We start from the raw sequence: 18,639 nt of genomic DNA on the forward strand, positions 1-18,639 counted from the left end.
ACCGAGGCGCCCGGCAGCGCGGCGCCGGCGCTGTCGACCACGCGGCCACGCAGGTCGGCGGCCAGGGCCGGACCGGCCACGGCCATCGAAACCAGCGCCGCCGCGCTCACGCGACGCAGAAGCGCCGTCTTGCTGATGCTATGCATGAAACACCCCCGAACACGTCGCCGCGCCCCTGCGCGATCTGGTTCGAAAAGGGCTGGTAGCCGGGCAGCGTTGCTGAACGGCGAAGCTTAGGCAACGTTACCGTGTAGCTTTTGTAGCCGTTTGACGACAACGCACCCGTTTTGAGTGTTCGTCAGGCCGCGCGACCCGCCTCGTCCGGACTCAGGAAGCCCATCAGAGCATCGATGCGCGCCACCAGCTCGGCGCGACCCGACGCACCCGCCAGATCGGCCTGGGTGGAGGTCTCCAGGGCGGCCGCCGCCAGCACCAGACGGCTGTCCTTGACCGCCTCGCCCACCCGGCGCAGCTCCACGGCCTGGGCCGCCAGGGCCCGACGCGCCTGGGCCGGATCGCTGTCCAGCGCCGCCGCGGCCGACTTGACGATGCGCAGGGCCTGGGACAGCCGCGCGGCGGGGGTGCCCGCGCCGTCCGCCTTGCGCTTGCGCGGCCCCTTGTAGTCGGCGGAGTTGAAGCGCCGACGGTCGGGACCGACATAGGCCACCGCCTCGATCCAGTCGCGCGGCTTCAGCGTCACGGCCTCGAGCCGGCGCTCGAGGTCCTTCAGATTGAAGGGCTTGCGCATGAACTCGTGCACCCCGGCGTCGCGCGCGCCGAAGATCGCCTCGGCCGTCGCCTCGGCGGTGCACATGATCACCGGCGCCTCGCGGCAGGCCAGATCGCTGCGGCGGATCTTGCGGGTGAAGGCCAGGCCGTCGACGCCGGGCTGGGCGTGCTCGACGAAGATCAGTTGGGGGTCGGTCGTCCGGGCCATGGCGTAGCCCTTCTCCGCCGTCGGCGCGGCGAAGATCTGCACCCCGCCCAGCGGACGCAGGTGCTCGGCCAGCAGGCGCGCGGTGGCGGGGTTGGGGTCGACGACCATGACCCGCTGCACCTTGGCGGCCACGCGCTGGATTGTGCGGACATTCCCATCGAACACGGGCGCGGGACTCCTCGGAACTCCAAACTTACTTCTAAGCCCAGAATGTAAAAAATATGCTTAGCGTTGTAACAATGACGCTTAGACGGCGCGCTTGCAACGGCGCGACCCCGTATTGGGGGCCGAAGCCGCCACGACTAGTCCGTGATCGGCACTGACAGCCCTGTCTCGAAATCCATGAAGATATCGACCGCTTCGTCGATATGCGCGGTAATCGCGTCGCCCGGCGGGAACCTATAGCGCCAGAAACTTGTGATGTGCGAGATCACCCCCACCCGCTCGCCCAGGCTCAGGAACAGCTCGGGCGCGCGACGCAGGAAGTCGCGGAAGGCCTGGGGCCGGCCGTTGGCGACTAGGCTCTCGAACGCGTCGTCATAGACCTTCAGCGTGCGCTGAATGGCGCTCCGCTCGACCAGCACGCCGCCCTGCAGGCGCCGGCGGGCGTCTTCCAGATAGCGCGAGGTCTCGACATCCCGCGGGCCGGTGACGGCGATGCGACCGATCTCCTGGCTGACCTCATTGAGCTGGGGCCACAGCGTGGTCAGCATCCACTTGTAATAGAGGAAGCCTTTCCAGCTGAAGACGCCCTCCCTGAAGCTCTCGCCGTCCATGACCAGCGTTTCGCGCAGCGGCTCCAGGCGCTCGTCGACCTCGGTCGAGAGCAGGGCCTCGACGAGCCGCGCCGCGTGGCCGCGGCCCAGCCCGCCGACGTCGCGATAGGCCAGCTCGATCAGCCGCGCGATCTCCAGGGTCACGAAGCCCTGCATGGCCTCGTAGTCGGCCGCCGACAGGGCGAAGTAGCAGTCGGCCACCGCCAATCCGTGTCGTCGCAGGTGCTCGCGGAGCAGGAACGGGTCCAGCGACGGCAGCATGTCGATGATCCGCAGCGTGGTCAGATCGCGCGTCGTGTCGCCCGAGACGTTGCAGGACTCCGCCAGCAGGTCCGCCCAGCCCCGCTGGCCCACGAACACGGACTGGCCGCCCAGGGCCAGATCGCGACGGTCGAACGGGATGATGATCTTGGTCGCCGTGGGCCGCGCCTCGTCGAACAGATAGACGTCGTCGTTGCGCAGGCGGTGCTTCAGGATGAGGGCGGTGTTCAGGATCTTGTTGCGGAACAGCGGCTGCTCGACATAGTCGCGGCGCGCGCCGCTCTCGAGCTCGATCGCGATCAGATTCAGCACCCGGCTGGTCGAGGCCGTGCGCTCCAGCGCGCGTAGGCTGCGCGTCGTCCGGTCGCCTCTGTGGACCAGCTTCAGCTTGCGGCGGCGCGCGAGTGCGGACACGAAATACCCCGAACAATCCAGACGTGCGGTTGTAACGCACCGCGTGCTAACAAACCTTCACCGAACCCCGGTCGTTGAAACTATATTGCTCTACCAGAAAGTGCAGACTAGACGACCCCGAGCTAGAGCGTGATAGTCGAAAGTGTGAGCGGTTTCGGCGGCTATCCCGCTCTAAATGTTCGAAATCGAGCCTGTTTATCTGTTTCGAATGATCCCATTCGAAACAGACAGGCTCTAGGCGGTCGCCGCCAGCGAGCGTTCCCGAGGGGCCGCGCGGCTCAAGGCGGCGACGGTCGCCAGCAGACCGGCGGGCTGGATCGGCTTGGGCTGGGCGTCGTCGAAGCCCTGGGCCACGAAGCGTTCGGCGTCGCCGGCCATGGCGTCGGCGGTCAGGGCCACCACGGGCAGGTCGACGCGCCCGCCCTCGCCCGCGCGGATGCGGCGCACGGCCTCGGCGCCGTCCATGCCGGGCATGTGCACGTCCATCAGCACCAGATCGAAGTCCTCCACCCGCAGGCGCGCCAGGGCGGTGTGGCCGTCGCCGGCCGTGGCGACCTGAACGCCCGCGGCCTCGAGGATCGCGCGCGCCACCGTCTGGTTGGTCGCGTTGTCGTCGACCACCAGCACCCTGACGCCGGCGACGTCGAGATCGGGAGACGCGTCGGACGGGCGCTCGCCGGCCGGCGCGGGCGGCAGGGCAAGGCGGACGGTGAAGATCGAGCCGACCCCGGGGGCGCTCTCCACGCCGATGGTTCCGCCCATCATCTCGGCCAGCCGGCGGCAGATGGTCAGGCCCAGGCCCGTGCCGCCGAACCGGCGCGCGATGGTGCGGTCGCCCTGGGCGAACGGCGTGAACAGGCGCGCGGCCTGCTCGGGCGTCATGCCGACACCGGTGTCGGCGACCGACAGAACGATCCCGCCCTCGGCCGGGGCGATGCCGATGACCACGCGCCCCGCCTCGGTGAACTTCAGCGCGTTCGAGACGAGGTTGCGCAGGATCTGCCGGACCCGGGCGTCATCGCCCAACACCCAGGCGGGCGTGGCCGGATCGACGTCCAGGGCCAGCTCGACGCCCTTCAGGCGGGCCGTCTGGCTCCACACCAGGATGATCTGCCCGGCCGACCGGCGAAGGTCGAACGGCGCGACGTTCAGTTCCAGCTTGCCGGCCTCGACCTTGGACAGGTCGAGGATGTCGTTGAGGATGGTCATCAGGCCGTGACCGGACTGTTCGATCAGGTCCAGGTGCTGGGTCTGGGCGGCGTCGAGGCCCGTGCCCCGCAGCGCGTGCGCCACGCCCAGCACGCCGTTCATCGGCGTGCGCAGTTCGTGGCTCATCATCGCCAGGAAGGCCGACTTGGCCTGATTGGCCTCCTGGGCCTGGGCCTGCGCGCGTTCCAGCGCCTTGGCCGTCGCCCGCATGGTCCGCACCGCGTCGGCGACATAGGCGATCAGCCCCAGAAGCACGCACATCGCCACCACGCGATCGAACATGGAAAAGCGCGGCGCGGCCAGGGGCAGGGCCGCCAGGCCCAGGCACGGCCAAAGCCCGATCGACAGCATCGCCGCCGGGCTGGAGATCGCGTAGCGGATGCTTTCCACGATCATGCCGAACAGGGTCAGGATGGCGGCGAACTTCAGGGCGGGCGGACCATGGATCGCGCTGAGCATCGCCATGCTCGCCCAGACCAGCGTGAAGATCGTCGCCGGCGCGATCCGCCGGAGGCGGATGCGGAGCTTGTGGCCGGTCGGCTTGTAGGTCCGCTGCAGGAAGACCAGCCAGGCCTCGCAGCCGAGAATCGCCGCCGCCCAGATCGCGGCGACCTTGGGTCCGAAATACAGCGTCAGCAAAACGCCCGCGAGCGCGGCGGCGGTCAGGCGCGCCAGGCGGCTTCGACGGCTGGTGGCCAGCATCGAGCCCTCCTCGCCGTCGTCTATCAGGTCCCGGACCCCCACTCGCCGCCCCCCGCGGTGAAATTCGCGCGAAGCTTGACCGAACAAGTTTCACAAGTATTTACCGCGCGGCCGCCCATCATCTCTTTTCGGCCGCTGGAACTCGGAGGATGTCCCGAAAGGACGTCTTCAATATACAACTAGCCCTGGAACGGGTCGCGCATCAGGATGGTGTCGTCCCGCTCGGGGCTGGTCGACAGCAGGGCGACCGGCGCGCCGATCAGCTCCTCGACGCGGCGCACGTACTTGATGGCGTTGGCGTTGAGGTCCTTGAACGAACGGGCGCCGGCGGTGCTTTCGGTCCAGCCGGCGATTTCCTCGTAGATCGGCGTGGCGGCGGCCTGGTCGCGCAGGCCGGCGGGCAGATAGTCGACGACCTTGTCGCCGATCTTGTAGCCGACGCAGATCTTCAGGGTTTCCAGGCCGTCCAGCACGTCCAGCTTGGTCAGGGCCACGCCGTGGATGCCGTTGATGGCCACCGACTGGCGCACCAGCACCGAGTCGAACCAGCCGCAGCGGCGGGCGCGGCCGGTGTTGACGCCGACCTCGCGGCCGACCGTCGACAGGTGCTTGCCGACGTCGTCGAACAGTTCGGCCGGGAACGGCCCCTCGCCCACGCGCGTGGTGTAGGCCTTGACGATGCCCAGCACATAGCCGGTCGCGGCCGGGCCCATGCCCGAGCCGGCCGAGGCCTGGCCGGCGGCGGTGTTGGACGAGGTCACGAACGGATAGGTGCCGTGGTCGACGTCCAGCAGCGCCCCTTGCGCGCCCTCGAACAGGATCCGGCGGCCGGCCTTGTGGGCCTGGTCCAGCACCCGCCAGGCCGGCCGGGCGTAGGGCAGGATGCGGGGCGCCAGGTCCATCAGGGCGTCGAACAGCGCTTGGGCCGAGGCTTCCGGCAGGCCCAGGCCCCGACGCAGCGCGCCGTGGTGGCTGAGCAGGCGCTCGATCTTGGGCGCCAGCGCCTCGGGGTCGGCCAGGTCGGCGACGCGGATGGCGCGGCGGCCGACCTTGTCCTCGTAGGCCGGACCGATGCCGCGCCCGGTGGTGCCGATCTTCTGGGTCGAGGCGGCCTCGCGCGCCTGGTCGAGGTCGCGGTGCAGCGGCAGGATCAGGCAGGCGTTGTCGGCCAGGATCAGGAGGTCCGGCGTGATGGCCACGCCCTGCTCGGCGATCTTGTCGATCTCGGTCAGCAGGTGCCAGGGGTCGACGACGACGCCGTTGCCGATGACCGACAGCTTGCCTTGCACCACGCCCGACGGCAGCAGGGCCAGCTTGTAGACCTTGCCGTCGACCACCAGCGTGTGGCCGGCGTTGTGGCCGCCCTGGAAGCGCACGACGACATCGGCCCGGTTGCTGAGCCAGTCGACGATCTTGCCCTTGCCCTCGTCGCCCCACTGGGCGCCGACAACGGTCACATTGGCCATGATTGAGATACGCCTTGTCGCCTGCCGGGTGACGCCGCGGGGTCCTTCGACAGGACTCGACCCCGGACGTTCGCTCAGTTTTGGACGGCGGCGCGCTTAGGAAAAGCGCGAAGTCAGAAGGCGTAAACCAGCCGGACCCCGGCGTCGTCAAGCCCCTGGTTCTTGCCCTGGTGGAAGATCTGGCCGTTGGAGAGGTGGGTGTAGCTGAGCTCGACCGAGACCTTGTCGCTGACCTGATAGCCCAGGGCCAGCTCCGGCTCGAACAGCACCTTCGAGCCGAACTCGATGCGATGATAATAGAGATAGGTGCGGCGGGCGCGCTCGTCGGCGCTCAGGTTCGGGGCGTTGGCCGGCGGCAGGCTGGCCTTGCCGTCGGTATAGGCCAGGCCCATGCCGGGGCGCAGATAGAAGCCGCCCGGCTGGCCCAGGTCGATCTTCCAGTCGAAGCCGGCGGCGACGAAGTTCGAGGTGTTCTTGCTGTTGATCGACACCATCGCATGAACCTGCGGCTTGCCCAGCCAGCGCAGGTTTTCCAGCTTGCTGGTGCGATAGCCGAGATGGACGTCCACCCCGTCCTCGCGCCCGGCCGCGCCCAGGCCCACCGCGTGGCCGATGAAGGTCACGTCGTGCTTGTAGACGCCCACGAAGGCTTCGTCCGCCAGCACGGGCGTGGCGGCGGCCAGCGCGGCGCCGCCCAGCAGCAAGGACGCCGCGGCGGCGAGCAGAGTGGTTTTCATGGAGTTGTCCTGAACTCGTGAGCCCGATTGCTATATGGCCCGAACGGCGAAGGTCGCAATGGGTTTCGGCGCGGACGCGGGCGAGCTAGACCTAGCGCCCATGACCATCTCCCTCGCCGACATCCAAGCCGCCGCCGGCCGCCTGAAGGGCCAGGCCGTCGAGACCCCGCTGATCGAGAGCCCGGCGCTGAACGCGCGCCTCGGCGGGCGGATCTTCCTGAAGCCCGAGACCCTGCAACGGGCCGGGGCCTTCAAGTTCCGCGGGGCCTATAACCGGCTCAGCCAGCTCGGCGACGAGGAGAAAGCGCGCGGCGTCGTGGCCTTCTCGTCCGGCAATCACGCCCAGGGCGTGGCCCTGGCCGCCCAGCTGCTGGGGATCCCGGCCCTGATCGTGATGCCGTCCGACTCGCCCGCCATCAAGGTGGAGAACACGCGCGGCTATGGGGCGGAGGTGCGTCTCTACGACCGCTTCACCGAGGACCGCGTCGCCATCGCCGCGGAGATCGCCGCCCAGCGCGGCAGCACGATCGTGCCGCCGTTCGACGATCCGCACATCATCGCCGGGCAAGGCACGCTGGGCCTGGAGATCGTCGAGCAGGCCGCCGCGCGCGGGGCCCGGCTGGACACCGTGATCTGCTGCGTCGGCGGCGGCGGCCTGATGGCGGGGACCTCGACGGCGGTCAAGGCGCTGTCGCCCGACACCGCCGTCTGGGGCGCCGAACCCGCCGGCTTCGACGAGACCCGCCGCTCGCTGGAAAGCGGCCGGCGCGAGACCGTCGACCCGGCCGCGCGCTCGATCTGCGACGCCCTTCTGAGCCCGACCCCGGGCGAGCTGACCTGGCCGATCAACCAGAAAAACCTCGCCGGCATCGTCGCGGTCACCGACGCCGAGGTCGCCGAGGCCATGCGCTATGCCTTCGCCACCCTGAAGCTGGTGGTGGAGCCCGGCGGCTGCGTGGCCCTGACGGCGGCCCTGACGGGCAAGGTCGACCTGAAGGGCCGGACGGCGGCGATCGTGCTGTCGGGCGGCAACGTGGATCCGGAGCTGTTCGCGCGGGTGCTGCGGGGGGAGATCTAACAACAAAAAGCTTGTCATCCCGGAAGCCTCGCAGAGGCTGTCCGGGACGCAGGGGCCGGCGCGATGCGGTCGCCCCTGGGTCCCGGCTCTCCGCTTCGCTGCGGCCGGGATGACAAGCTAGGAATACCGGGAGATGAGATGAACCTGCCACCCGCCGCCGACCTCCCCCAGACCCCGCTCCTCGTCGTCGATCGCGCGGCGCTGGAGCGCAATCTCGACCGGATGCAGGCCCTGTGCGACGCGGCGGGCGTGCGCCTGCGGGCCCACGGCAAGATGCACAAGTGCTCGGCCCTGGCCCGGCTGCAGATCGCGCGCGGGGCCGTCGGCCTGTGCTGCCAGACGGTGGGCGAGGCCGAGGCCTACGCGGCGGCGGGGATCGACGACCTGTTGGTGACCGCGCCGATTCCGCCGTGGGGCGCGCCGCGTCTGGCCGCGCTCGCCAAGACCGGCGCCCGGATCGGCGTGGTCGCCGACGACGAAGGCCAGATCGACCGGCTGTCGGACGCGGCCGTGGCGGCTGGCGTCACGCTGGATCTCGTCGTCGACCTCGACCTCGGCACGCATCGCGCCGGCTGTTATCCGAAGGACGCCCTCAGCCTGGCCCGCGCCGCCGACGCCGCGCCGGGCCTTCGGTTCGCCGGCCTCCAGGCCTATCTCGGCCACCTCCAGCACATGGACGACCTGGCCCTGCGCCGGTCCGCCGACGAGGCCGCCTTCGCGACGCTGAAGGGCCTGGTGGCCGAGCTGACCGCCGCCGGCCTGCCGCCGTCGGTGGTTACGGGCGGCGGCACCGGCACCCACGCCTACGACCTGGCCTCTGGCGTCTATACCGAGCTGCAGGCGGGCTCCTACGCGATCATGGACGTCGAGTACGACGCCTGCGGCGGGCCGGACGGGCCGTGGGGCTTCGAGCCCGCCCTGTTCGTCGCCGCGACCGTGGTCTCGGCGCGGCACAAGAGCCACGTCACCTGCGACGCCGGCTTCAAGGCCGTGTCGATGGACGGCCCGCCGGCCCGCGTCGTCGCCGGCGCGGCGGAGGGGTCGCTTTGGCGGCCGATGGGCGACGAACACGGCATGATCGCCCATCCGGCCATGCTCGACGTGCTGAAAGCCGCCGGTCGCGACCGCCTCGGCTTCGCCCACGCCGTCGACCGGGCCGACGCCGACCCGGCGCTCGCCTTTCCCGCCGACGCGCCCAAGGTCGGGGACCTCGTCTGGCTGCAACCGGGCCACTGCGATCCGACGATCAATCTCTACGACGCCCTGCACGTCTGGGACGGGAAGCGCCTGGAGCGCTGGGCGGTGGATGCGAGACGGGTGAGTTCGTGACGCGCCCTCCCCCTAGTCACGTCCGCCAACCCCCACTAGGGTCCCGCGCCAACGACAAGATTTGCTCCATGAGGGCCCTCCGATGAAACGCCTGCTGCTCGCCACCGCCCTGCTCGCCGCGCCCATGCTGGCGCACGCGGCCGACGCGCCCAAGATCGACCCCGCCAAGCTGTCGGCGCACATCAAGGTGCTGTCGTCCGACGCCTTCGAGGGTCGCGGCCCCGCCACCGAGGGCGAGAAGAAGACCGTCGCCTACATCATCGAGCACATGAAGGCCGTGGGCCTGACCCCCGCCGGCGACGTCCAGAAGGGCGGCAAGCGGTCCTGGACCCAGAACGTGCCGCTGGGCAAGTTCCAGATCGACGGGCCGGTGCGCGCCCACGTCATGGCTGGGACCGAGCACATCGCCCTGACCCAGGGCGAGCAGGTCGCCGTCCGGGCGGCGATGACCAATGTCGACGCCGTGGCGATCAAGGACGCGCCGCTGGTCTTCGTCGGCTATGGCGTCAAGGCGCCCGAGCGCAACTGGGACGACTTCAAGGGCATGGACCTGAAGGGCAAGATCCTGGTCGTGCTGATCAACGACCCGGACTTCGAAACCGGCGCCGGGGACTTCGGCGGCAAGGCCATGACCTATTACGGCCGCTGGACCTACAAGTACGAGGAAGCCGCCCGCCAGGGCGCGGCGGGCGTGCTGATCGTCCACGAGACCGCCCCGGCCTCGTACGGCTGGAACACGGTCAAGAACTCCAACACCAACGTGATGTTCGACATCGTCCGCAAGGAGCCGACCAAGGTCCACACGTCGATGGAGGCCTGGATCCAGCGCGACACCGCCGTCGACCTGTTCAAGAAGGCTGGTCTCGACTTCGACGCCCTGAAGAAGCAGGCCCAGACCCGCGACTTCAAGCCCGTCGAGCTGAAGGGCCTGACCTTGTCGGCCGACTACAAGGTCAAGCACGAGGTCATCACCTCGCACAACGTCGCGGGCCGGATCGTCGGGACCAAGTATCCGAACGAGACGGTGATCTACAGCGCTCACTGGGACCACCTGGGCGTCGGCGCGCCGGACGCGCGCGGCGACAAGATCTATAACGGCGCGATCGACAACGCCGACGGCGTCGCCGCCATCCTGGAGCTGGCCCGCGCCTTCAAGAGCCGCCCCGCCCCGCAGCGCTCGATCCTGTTCCTGGCCGTCACCGCCGAGGAGAAGGGCCTGCTGGGCTCGGAATATTATTCGGCCAACCCGCTGTTCCCGACCGCCACCACGGTGGGCGACATCAATATCGACGCCCTCTCGGCCGCCGGCCCGGCCAAGGACATCACCACCTCGGGCGACGGCAAGGTCGATCTGCAGGACATGCTGGTCGCCAAGGCCAAGGCCCACGGCCGCTATTTCACGCCCGACCCGCTGCCGCAGGCCGGCCACTTCTATCGCTCGGACCACTTCCCGTTCGCCAAGCGCGGCGTACCGGCCATCTCGATCGGCTCGGGCACGGACCTCGTCAACGGCGGCAAGGAGGCCGGCGAGAAGGCCGAGGCCGACTATACCGACAAGCGCTACCACCAGCCGGCCGACGAATGGTCCGCGGACTGGGACCTGTCGGGCCAGGCGGCGGACCTCGGCCTCGTCTACGAGGTCGGCGCGGACCTGGCCAACAGCCGCGTCTGGCCGCAATGGCAGGCGGGCTCGGAGTTCAAGGCCCTGCGCGACAAGACCGCCGCGCAGCGGAAGTAGGGATCACGCTCACGAGATCCTCGTCCTTCGACAAGCTCAGGATGAGGATCTCGACTGCCCGCCCCGTATTCCTGAGTTTCTAGTAGCCCTCATCCTGAGCTTGTCGAAGGACGAGGGCGGACCACCATCATGACCGCCTCCGTCTTCGACCTCTTCAAACTCGGCGTCGGCCCGTCGAGCAGCCACACCATGGGGCCGATGACGGCCGCGGGACTGTTCCTGGGTCGCGTGCGCAACGCCGGGCGCCTGCCCGATGTCGCGCGTGTGGAAGTGCGGCTCTACGGCTCCCTGGCTCTAACCGGGCGAGGTCATGCCACCGACAGGGCGGTAATCCTCGGCCTCATGGGCTTTGAGCCGGCCACGCTCGACCCGGATGTTGGCGAAGCGAACCTACTGGAGGTCCAAGCGACGCAATCGCTATTCTTGGGTGGCGAAATCGACATCCCGTTCGACGAGTCCAAGGACATCGTCTGGCTGGGCCATGAACGCCTACCCCAGCACCCCAACGGCCTGACCTTTATCGCCTACGACCGCACCAGCTTCGTGATCGCCGAGCGGACCTATTTCTCGATCGGCGGCGGCTTCGTGCGCGACGAGAGCGAGATGGGCCGCAACACCCCGCCCGACGAAGGCCCGGCCGTCCCCTACCCGTTCGAGAGCTCGGCGGACCTGCTGCGGCGCGCCGACGAGGCCGGGCTGAGCATCGCCCAGGTGATGGCCGCCAACGAGCAGGCGCGGATGAGCGAGGGCGAGATGAACGCCGGCCTCGACCGCATCTTCGGCGCGATGGAGGCCTGCATCGATCGCGGGATGCGCCAGGACGGCGTGCTGCCCGGCGGCCTGACCGTCAAGCGCCGCGCCCGCCAGATCCACCAGACGATCCAGGGCCGCATGGAGCGCCAGATCAGCGACCCACTGGCGGCGATGGACTTCGTCAACCTGTGGGCCATGGCGGTCAACGAGGAGAACGCCGCCGGCGGCCGCGTCGTCACCGCCCCGACCAACGGCGCGGCGGGCCTGATCCCGGCCGTGCTGCGGTTCTTCGTGCGGTTCCACAAGGGCGCGCCCGAGCAGGTGCGGGTCTTCCTGCTGACCGCCGCGGCGATCGGCGCGCTCTACAAGCGCAACGCCTCGATCAGCGGCGCCGAGGTCGGCTGCCAGGGCGAGGTGGGCGTGGCCTGCTCGATGGCGGCGGCGGGCTTGGCCGCGGCGCTGGGCGGCACCAACGCCCAGATCGAGAACGCCGCCGAGATCGGCATGGAGCACAACCTCGGCCTCACCTGCGACCCGATCGGCGGCCTGGTGCAGATCCCCTGCATCGAACGCAACGCCATGGGCGCGATCAAGGCCATCGACGCCGCGCGCCTGGCCCTGCTGGGCGACGGCCAGCACTCGGTGTCGCTGGACAAGGTCATCGCCACCATGAAGCGCACCGGCGAGGACATGAACGAGATCTACAAGGAAACCTCGATGGGCGGCCTGGCGGTCGGACTGTCTGTCAACCGGGTGGAGTGCTGAGGGCCTTTCCGGGGCCAGCGCGGAGGTGACGATCGCCGTGTCCCGTGCCAACAGTCCGCGATGCGCCTGCCTCCGTTGAAGCCCGACTCCGACCAGATGCTGCATCTCGACGCCCTGCGGATCGTCGGGGCGCTGATGATCGTGGTGTTCCACTTCAACCGGTTCCTCAATCTGGACGGCCGCTGGCAGGCGGCGGACGACACGATCAAGAACTTCAGCCTGATCGTGGACCTGTTCTTCCTGATCTCCGGCTATGTGATGGCCGCGGTCTATACCGGCCGGCTGACCACCCTCGCCCGGTACGGGGACTTTCTGAGGAAGCGGGTCGCGCGGCTGGGGCCGCTGCACTGGGCGACGCTGCTGGTGTTCGTCGTCATCGCCGCCCTGGGCTGGGCCGGGGTGATCAACGAGCGCGACCCGTCGCGCTACGACGTGAGCTGCATCCCGCAGAACCTGCTGTTCGTCCACGCCTGGGGAACCTGCAAGGCCCAGACCTGGAACTTCGTCAGCTGGGCGATCAGCGCCGAAATGGGCCTCTATATCGCCCTGCCCGTGCTGTTCTGGATCGCCGGCAAGGGCCCCTGGGCCACCGCCGCCGTCGCGGTCGGGAGTCTGGCCCTGCTGCTGTGGGCCTCGCGCGCCGGCGAGACCTTCTCGCAGTGGACCTACGACTTCGGCGTCGCCCGCGCGGTCCCGGGGTTCGTGCTGGGCCTGTGGGCGTTCCAGGTCAGGGACCAGCTGGCCAAGCTGCCCCTGGGGCGCCTCGTCATGTGGGCGCTGCTGGCGGCGTTCGTGGTCGCCGGCGTGTTCCACGCCTCGCGCACGAGCCTGCTCCTGGTGATCTACGCGGTGGGCCTGGCCGCCGTGGCCGCCGACGCGCGGGGCGTCCAGGGCGGCGTCAGCCGGGCCCTGGCCCCGTGGGCGCAACTCAGCTTCAGCCTCTACCTGCTGCATCCGATCGCGCTGAAGATCGCGCTGAACTGGGTCGGCTTCGGAGCCTGGCGGCTGAACGGCGACGCCATGCGGCTGTGGTGCCTGTTGTGGCTGATCCTGCTGATCCCGATCGCCTACGGCTCGCTGGTCGCCTTCGAGCGGCCCGCGCGCGACGCCCTGGCCAAGCTGGGCAAGCGATAGGCCCGCGCCACCCCGCCTCGAATCGCCGCACGGCGGCGGCGATCCGGGCGGACCTTGGCGATCACTTGCCCAGCAGCGCCTTCACGGCGGCGTCGAGCTGGGCGTCGGTCCCGGCCAGGGTCTCGCCCAGCGGCCGCTCGACATCGATGTCCACCGGACGCGGATGGCCTTCCATGTTCTGGCCGCGCAGGTCTTCGATGCGGGTGGACGGCAGGCGCACCGACGAGCCGTCCAGCAGCTGGCGACCGCCGGTGAAGATGATCCAGCCGGCAGTCGGCTTGCCGACCACCTTGCCCAGGCCCAGGGCGCGATAGCCCTCGGTGAAGTCCTCGGCGTCGGACAGCGACGACTCGTTGGTGACCAGCACCGTCGGCAGGCCCAGGGCCCGCTGACCCAGCGCCTGGCGGCTGGGCGTCGGGAACCGGTCGCGCGGCGTCATCATCAGGTAGTTGCGGCGGGCGAACACGTCGATCACCCGGCCGTTGACATAGCCGCCGTTGTTGTTGCGGACGTCGACGACCACGCCCTCCTTGCCCTGGTTCTGGGCGTCTAGGTCGATATAGAGCTGGTCCAGCGCGCCGTCCGACATGTCGGCGATGTGGACATAGCCCAGCCGCCCGCCGCTGATCTTATCGACATAGGCCCGGCGGCCGTTGACCCACTGGCGATAGACAAGGCCCGAGGCCGTGGCGGTCGTCACTGGCCGCACCACCGCCTCGCGCCGCTTGCCCGCCGCGTCGGCGATGGTCAGCACGGTGCGCTTGCCCGCCTGGCCGCGCAGCAGGCGGTCCAGGTTGACGCCGGGGCTCAGCGTCTCGCCATTGAGCGCGACCAGGGTCTCGCCCGGCTTGATGCTGCCTTCCAGCGCCGCGGGACCGAGGGCGATCACCTCGCGGATGACCAGGCCCTTGCCCGCCTCATAGGCCTCGCGGTCGAAGCGCAGGCCCAGATTGGCCGCGCGCGGGGCCATGGCCGACGGCTCGGGCTGCTTGCTGATGCCCGAGTGCGAGGCGTCCAGCTCGCCGATCAGGAGGTTGATGTCGCGGCGCAGCTCGTCGCCCGTGCGGACGCCGGCGATATAGGGCTCCCACTTCCGGCGTAGGGCCTCCCAGTCCTTGCCGTGGAACTTGGCGTCGTAGAAGCCGCGGTTCAGCACGCCCCAGGCCTGTTCGAAGACCACGGTCTTCTCGACGTCGAAATCGACGTCCAGCTCGGCGTTGACCGCCAGCGGCTTGGGCTTGGGCTGGTCGATCGGCGTCGAGACGATCGAACCGCCCTCCAGGAAGTAGACCTCCTTGCTGTCCGGGGTGAAGGCCAGCGCGGTCTTGGACTTGCGGCTGGCGGTCAGCTGCACCGGGCTGGGCGGCTCCTTGGCCAGTTCGTCCAGGCTGTAGGCGTAGTAGTTGGTCTGGCCGGCGTTGCGGGCCCTGAACACCAGGGTCTTGCCGTCGGGGCTGATCACCGGATCGCTGGCGTCCAGGCCCAGCGGCAGGAAGGTCGCGCGCTCGCGCAGCCCCTCGAAGACGATCCGCACCGGCTCGACCTTCTTCTTGGCGCCCGCCGGCCTGTCGGCGGCCGCGACCGGCTTGGCCGGGGTCTCGGCGGCCTTGGGTTCAGGCTTGGGATCGCTTTTCGGATCGCTCTTCGGGTCGTTGGGGGACTTGTCCGGCGTCTCGGCCGGCTTGAAGAGGTCGCGGAACGTGTCCTCGCGGTACTTGGGCACGTTGGGCAGCAGGTCGACGCGCAGGATGCGGGCGTCCTCGCTGCGCTGGGCCATGTCGACCAGCAGGTACTTGCCGTCCGGCGACCAGGCCGTCCTGCCGACCTCGCCATTGGCCAGGAAGGTCACCGGCCGGGCCGGGCCGCCCTCGATCGGTACGACATGGACGTTGTCGAAGGCCTTGTGGTCGGTGATCGTGAAGGCCAGCCAGCGATTGTCCGGCGACCAGGTGATCGGGGTCTCCTCATAGCCGCCCAGGGCGCCAGTATAGAGCACGCGATCGCTGGCGACCTTGCCGGCCGGGTCGAAGGCGATGACCCGCAGCTCCTTGCCGTCGCGGACATAGGCCAGGCTCTTGCCGTCGGGCGAGAAGACCGGCGCGGTGCTGCGCGCCGCGCCCGTGGTCAGGGCCGTCTCCTGGGCGCTGGCGAAGTCGTAGGCGTAGAGATTGGCCGCCCGGTCGCGCTCGGAGACATAGACGACGCGCTTGCTGTCCGGCGACCAGGTCGGATCGTGCTCGACGATCGGCGTGCGGGTCACGCGCTGGGCCGCGCCGCCATCCTTGCTCGAGGCCGCGAACACCTCGCCGTGCGCGACGATCGCCACCTTCTTGCCGTCGCCCGACAGGGCCAGGTCGTCGAAGCTGGTCTCGTTCCTGTGCTCCTCGCCCGCCGCCGCCGGGGCGCCGTGCAGCGCGATCGGCACCTTGGTCGCCTTGCCGGTGGCGGTATCGAGCGACCAGATCGAAAAGTCGCGCTCGAAGACGATCGTCTTGCCGTCATAGCCGATGGTCGGCCACAGCACGCGGCCGTCGGTGAAGCCGGTCACCTTCTTGGGCTGGCCGCCCAGCGGCAGCCTCCACAGGTTCTCGGTCCCGCCCTCGTTGCTCATGTACCAAAGCGCCTTGCCGTCGGCGGTCCACATCGGCCAGGCGTGCTTGGCGCCGCCGGGCAGCAGCTTCTTGTAGTCGCCGCCGTCGATCGGCTTCAGCCACAGCTCGGTTTCGTCGATATGGGCGCCGCCGTTGCGCCACCACTGGGAGCTCGACAGGCCCCGGGCCATCAGGGCGATCGACTTGCCGTCCGGCGAGGGCGCGGCCTGGAACTCGGCCAGGAACTGCTCGCGGCTGACCTCCAGCGGCGTGCCGCCCGAGGCCGCGACCCGGAAGATGTCGCCCTGCCGGCCGACGTCGTTGACGCCGGAGGTGAAGTAGACCCACTTTCCGTCGCGCGACCAGCCGTCCAGGGCCTCGGCGTTGTCGCCATAGGTCAGGCGGCGCACCTCGCCGGTGGCCAGGGTCAGGATATAGATGTTGGCCATGCCCGAACGGGTCGAGACGAAGGCCAGCGACTTGCCGTCGGGCGAATAGAGCGGCCGCGACTCCGTGGCCGGGTCGGTGACCAGGAGGCGCGCCTGGCCGCCGGCGGCCGGGACGGTCCACAGATCGCCGCCCGAGGCGAAGGCGATCTCGCTTCCGTCCGGCGACAGGGACGGCTCGGCGAAGGACGGGATCGCCTGGGTGGCGGCCGCGCTCGCTTGAGAGACCATCAAGGTGGAAGAAAGGGCCGCGCTCAACGCGACCGCCGACACGGCGCCGACCAGCGCCTTGATCCTGAAACCCATGGAACGCCCCTCGCTCCGGAAACTCCGAACTCGGACTTGCTAGCACGAGGTTCGGGCCCGCCAAGCGTGAACAAAGGTTCATGCTAGCCCATTTTTTCAGGGCTCAGACGGGGTTGAGCTCCCGTTTTCCCCGGCGAATGCCGGGGCCCAGATTCATCCGGAGCGGCTGCGGATGATCCGAGATGCGCCTCCACCGCTCCGAAGACGGTTGCGGGCTCGATCTGGACCCCGGCGTTCGCCGGGGAGATCGGAATTGCGGAGACGGGGTCCTAATCCAGCAAACGCCCCGCCACGGCCTCGCCGATCGCCAACGAACTGGTCAGGCCCGGGCTCTCGATGCCGAACAGCGCCATCAGGCCGGCAAGCCCATGATCCTCGACCCCGCGCAGCTGGAAGTCGGGCTGCGGCTCGTCGGGGCCGTGCAGCTTGGGCCGCACGCCGGCGTAGTCGGGCGCCAGCGCGCCGTCGGGCAGGCCGGGCCAGAACTTGCGGATATAGGCGGCGAACGCCTCGGCCCGCGCCGGATCGACCGAATAGTCCGGCGCCGGCACGTATTCGAGGTCCGGCCCGAACACCGCCTGGCCGCCCAGGTCGTTGCGGTAGTGGGTGCCCAGCGCCCCGTGGATCGGCGGCGGATAGATCAGCCGCTGGAACGGCGCCTTGCCCGTCAGCCGGAAATAGACGCCCTTGCCGTAATGGGCCTTGGGGATCCGATCGGCGGGATAACCCTCGATCCGCGCCGCGATCACCTGGGCCGACAGGCCCGGCGCGGTGACCAACAGGAGGCAGGTCAGGCGGGTCGGGTCCGCGCCGCCGGCCCGGACGACAAAGCCGCCGCCGGCGATCGGCTCGGCGCCCTCGAACGGGGTCGAGACGACCACCGCCCCGCCGGCGGCCTCGATCTCGCCTCGCAGGGCCAGCATGTAGTCGTGGCTGGCGAAGACGCCGCTTTCCGGCGACAGCAGCGCCGCGTGGGCGTTGAGGCCGGGCTCCAGGGCGCGGGCCTGTTCGCCGGTCAGCCGTTCCATGCCCTCGACATCGTTGGCCAGGGCCTGGTCCCAGATCGCGTCGAGGCGGGCGATCTCGTCCTCGCTGGTGGCCACCACCAGCTTGCCGCACTTCTTGTAGGCGACCTTGTGGGCGTCGCAGAACGCGTAGAGCGACCGCCGCCCCTCGACGCACAGCCGCGCCTTCAGCGAGCCGGTCGGATAGTAGAGCCCGCCGTGGACCACCTCGGAATTGCGCGACGAGACGCCCTGGCCGATGTGGCCCTGCTCTTCCAGCACCGCGACGACCAGTCCGCGCTTGGCCAGGGCGTAGCCGCACGCCAGGCCCACGGCCCCCGCGCCCACCACGACGGCGTCGAAATCGAAGTCCTGGGTCATGCGATATGCTTCGGCAGGCGCGCGGAATGAACAACCCGCTCGATGAAAACGTGCTCGCCGGAAACGCGGTAAAGGACAAGATAGGGTCGTACGGCGAGCGCCCGGATATCGGCGCCGTAGACCGGATATAGAGCCCCCATCTCAGGGTGCTCCCGCAGCGCACTGGCGCGCTCAATCAGACGGTTCACCATTTTGCGCGCGGCGAATGGTCGGTCCGCGGCGATCCAGGCGCCGATATCGACAAGATCAAGTTCCGCGCGACGCGAGAACCGAAGGCGGCTCAATCCTCCGCCTCGCCGAACCGTTGACGAAGTCGGGCGAAGACGATTTCGGCGTCTTCGTAGTCATCCTCGGCGATCGACTTCTCGATCGAAAGACGGATAGCCTCGACATCGTCGGTCACGCCGAACTCAAGCCTGTCCGCGAAAGCACAGGCAGCGACGAACACCGCTTCACCAATGCTTTCAACAACGCCTTCGTCGACCGCTGGCTGAAAGCGCTCGGCAAGCGAGGGCGGAATGTAATGCCTGTCAGGGGGTCGAACCGGCTTGTTCATGGCGGGAAGCCTACCATGAACCCGCCGCCGCGCCAGACGCCTTGCGTCTAGCAGGG

General features: G+C 69.3%; 14 protein-coding genes and 1 pseudogene. 5 read left to right on the plus strand and 10 right to left on the minus strand.

Annotated elements, in window-relative coordinates; translation table 11 throughout:
• Positions 1 to 298: 298 nt before the first annotated feature.
• From Q0V34_RS13400 to Q0V34_RS13420, 5 genes are all read right to left on the minus strand, one after another.
• Positions 299 to 1,045, minus strand: a complete 747-nt coding sequence (locus tag Q0V34_RS13400) for a response regulator (RefSeq protein WP_297512754.1) — start codon at positions 1,043 to 1,045, stop codon at positions 299 to 301.
• 194 nt (positions 1,046 to 1,239) lie between these two features.
• On the minus strand, positions 1,240 to 2,388 hold the full coding sequence (locus Q0V34_RS13405) for a hypothetical protein (protein ID WP_297512696.1): 1,149 nt from the start codon (positions 2,386 to 2,388) through the stop codon (positions 1,240 to 1,242).
• Positions 2,389 to 2,622: 234 nt separating this feature from the next.
• Entirely contained in the window at positions 2,623 to 4,299 is a 1,677-nt protein-coding gene (locus tag Q0V34_RS13410) for an ATP-binding protein (RefSeq protein WP_297512698.1), read from the minus strand.
• Between the two features lie 179 nt (positions 4,300 to 4,478).
• Positions 4,479 to 5,765 carry an adenylosuccinate synthase gene (locus tag Q0V34_RS13415; protein ID WP_297512700.1) on the minus strand — a complete coding sequence of 429 codons (1,287 nt, stop codon included), beginning with the start codon at positions 5,763 to 5,765 and terminating at the stop codon, positions 4,479 to 4,481.
• Between the two features lie 113 nt (positions 5,766 to 5,878).
• Positions 5,879 to 6,502: an acyloxyacyl hydrolase gene (locus Q0V34_RS13420; protein WP_297512702.1), complete on the minus strand. Its 624-nt coding sequence runs from the start codon at positions 6,500 to 6,502 to the stop codon at positions 5,879 to 5,881.
• A 100-nt stretch (positions 6,503 to 6,602) separates the two neighbouring features.
• Here Q0V34_RS13420 and Q0V34_RS13425 point away from each other — a divergent pair, with 100 nt between their 5' ends.
• The gene (locus Q0V34_RS13425) at positions 6,603 to 7,580 is read left to right on the plus strand and encodes a threonine/serine dehydratase (RefSeq protein ID WP_297512704.1); all 978 of its coding nucleotides are present in this window, start codon (positions 6,603 to 6,605) and stop codon (positions 7,578 to 7,580) included.
• Between the two features lie 4 nt (positions 7,581 to 7,584).
• Here the strand turns inward: Q0V34_RS13425 and Q0V34_RS13430 are convergent.
• A pseudogene (locus tag Q0V34_RS13430) lies at positions 7,585 to 7,731 on the minus strand (hypothetical protein); the annotation flags it as partial.
• Between Q0V34_RS13430 and Q0V34_RS13435 the strand changes: the two are divergent.
• From Q0V34_RS13435 to Q0V34_RS13450, 4 genes are all read left to right on the plus strand, one after another.
• Entirely contained in the window at positions 7,719 to 8,909 is a 1,191-nt protein-coding gene (locus tag Q0V34_RS13435; protein ID WP_297512706.1) for a DSD1 family PLP-dependent enzyme, read from the plus strand. The pseudogene Q0V34_RS13430 and the gene Q0V34_RS13435 overlap by 13 nt on opposite strands.
• A gap of 82 nt (positions 8,910 to 8,991) precedes the next feature.
• Positions 8,992 to 10,647 carry a M28 family metallopeptidase gene (locus Q0V34_RS13440; protein WP_297512708.1) on the plus strand — a complete coding sequence of 552 codons (1,656 nt, stop codon included), beginning with the start codon at positions 8,992 to 8,994 and terminating at the stop codon, positions 10,645 to 10,647.
• 129 nt (positions 10,648 to 10,776) lie between these two features.
• Positions 10,777 to 12,165, plus strand: a complete 1,389-nt coding sequence (locus Q0V34_RS13445; RefSeq protein ID WP_297512710.1) for an L-serine ammonia-lyase — start codon at positions 10,777 to 10,779, stop codon at positions 12,163 to 12,165.
• Between the two features lie 60 nt (positions 12,166 to 12,225).
• Complete coding sequence (locus Q0V34_RS13450; protein ID WP_297512711.1) at positions 12,226 to 13,299, plus strand: acyltransferase; 1,074 nt, start codon at positions 12,226 to 12,228, stop codon at positions 13,297 to 13,299.
• Between the two features lie 61 nt (positions 13,300 to 13,360).
• Here the strand turns inward: Q0V34_RS13450 and Q0V34_RS13455 are convergent, their stop codons facing one another.
• The 4 genes from Q0V34_RS13455 to Q0V34_RS13470 form a co-directional block, all read right to left on the minus strand.
• A complete protein-coding gene (locus Q0V34_RS13455) occupies positions 13,361 to 16,642 on the minus strand; it encodes a S41 family peptidase (RefSeq protein ID WP_297512712.1) in 3,282 nt (1,093 codons plus the stop codon).
• 269 nt (positions 16,643 to 16,911) lie between these two features.
• Complete coding sequence (locus Q0V34_RS13460) at positions 16,912 to 18,027, minus strand: NAD(P)/FAD-dependent oxidoreductase (RefSeq protein ID WP_297512713.1); 1,116 nt, start codon at positions 18,025 to 18,027, stop codon at positions 16,912 to 16,914.
• Positions 18,024 to 18,311, minus strand: coding sequence for a type II toxin-antitoxin system RelE/ParE family toxin (locus Q0V34_RS13465; RefSeq protein WP_297512715.1), 288 nt, complete (start codon positions 18,309 to 18,311; stop codon positions 18,024 to 18,026). Before Q0V34_RS13465 ends, Q0V34_RS13460 begins: the two co-directional genes overlap by 4 nt.
• Positions 18,308 to 18,583: a hypothetical protein gene (locus Q0V34_RS13470; RefSeq protein WP_297512717.1), complete on the minus strand. Its 276-nt coding sequence runs from the start codon at positions 18,581 to 18,583 to the stop codon at positions 18,308 to 18,310. The genes Q0V34_RS13465 and Q0V34_RS13470 overlap by 4 nt, the downstream gene beginning before the upstream one ends.
• Between the last annotated feature and the right edge of the window lie 56 nt (positions 18,584 to 18,639).

The organism is uncultured Caulobacter sp., from assembly GCF_947036865.1.
In the GTDB taxonomy this organism is placed as follows: Bacteria; Pseudomonadota; Alphaproteobacteria; order Caulobacterales; family Caulobacteraceae; genus Caulobacter.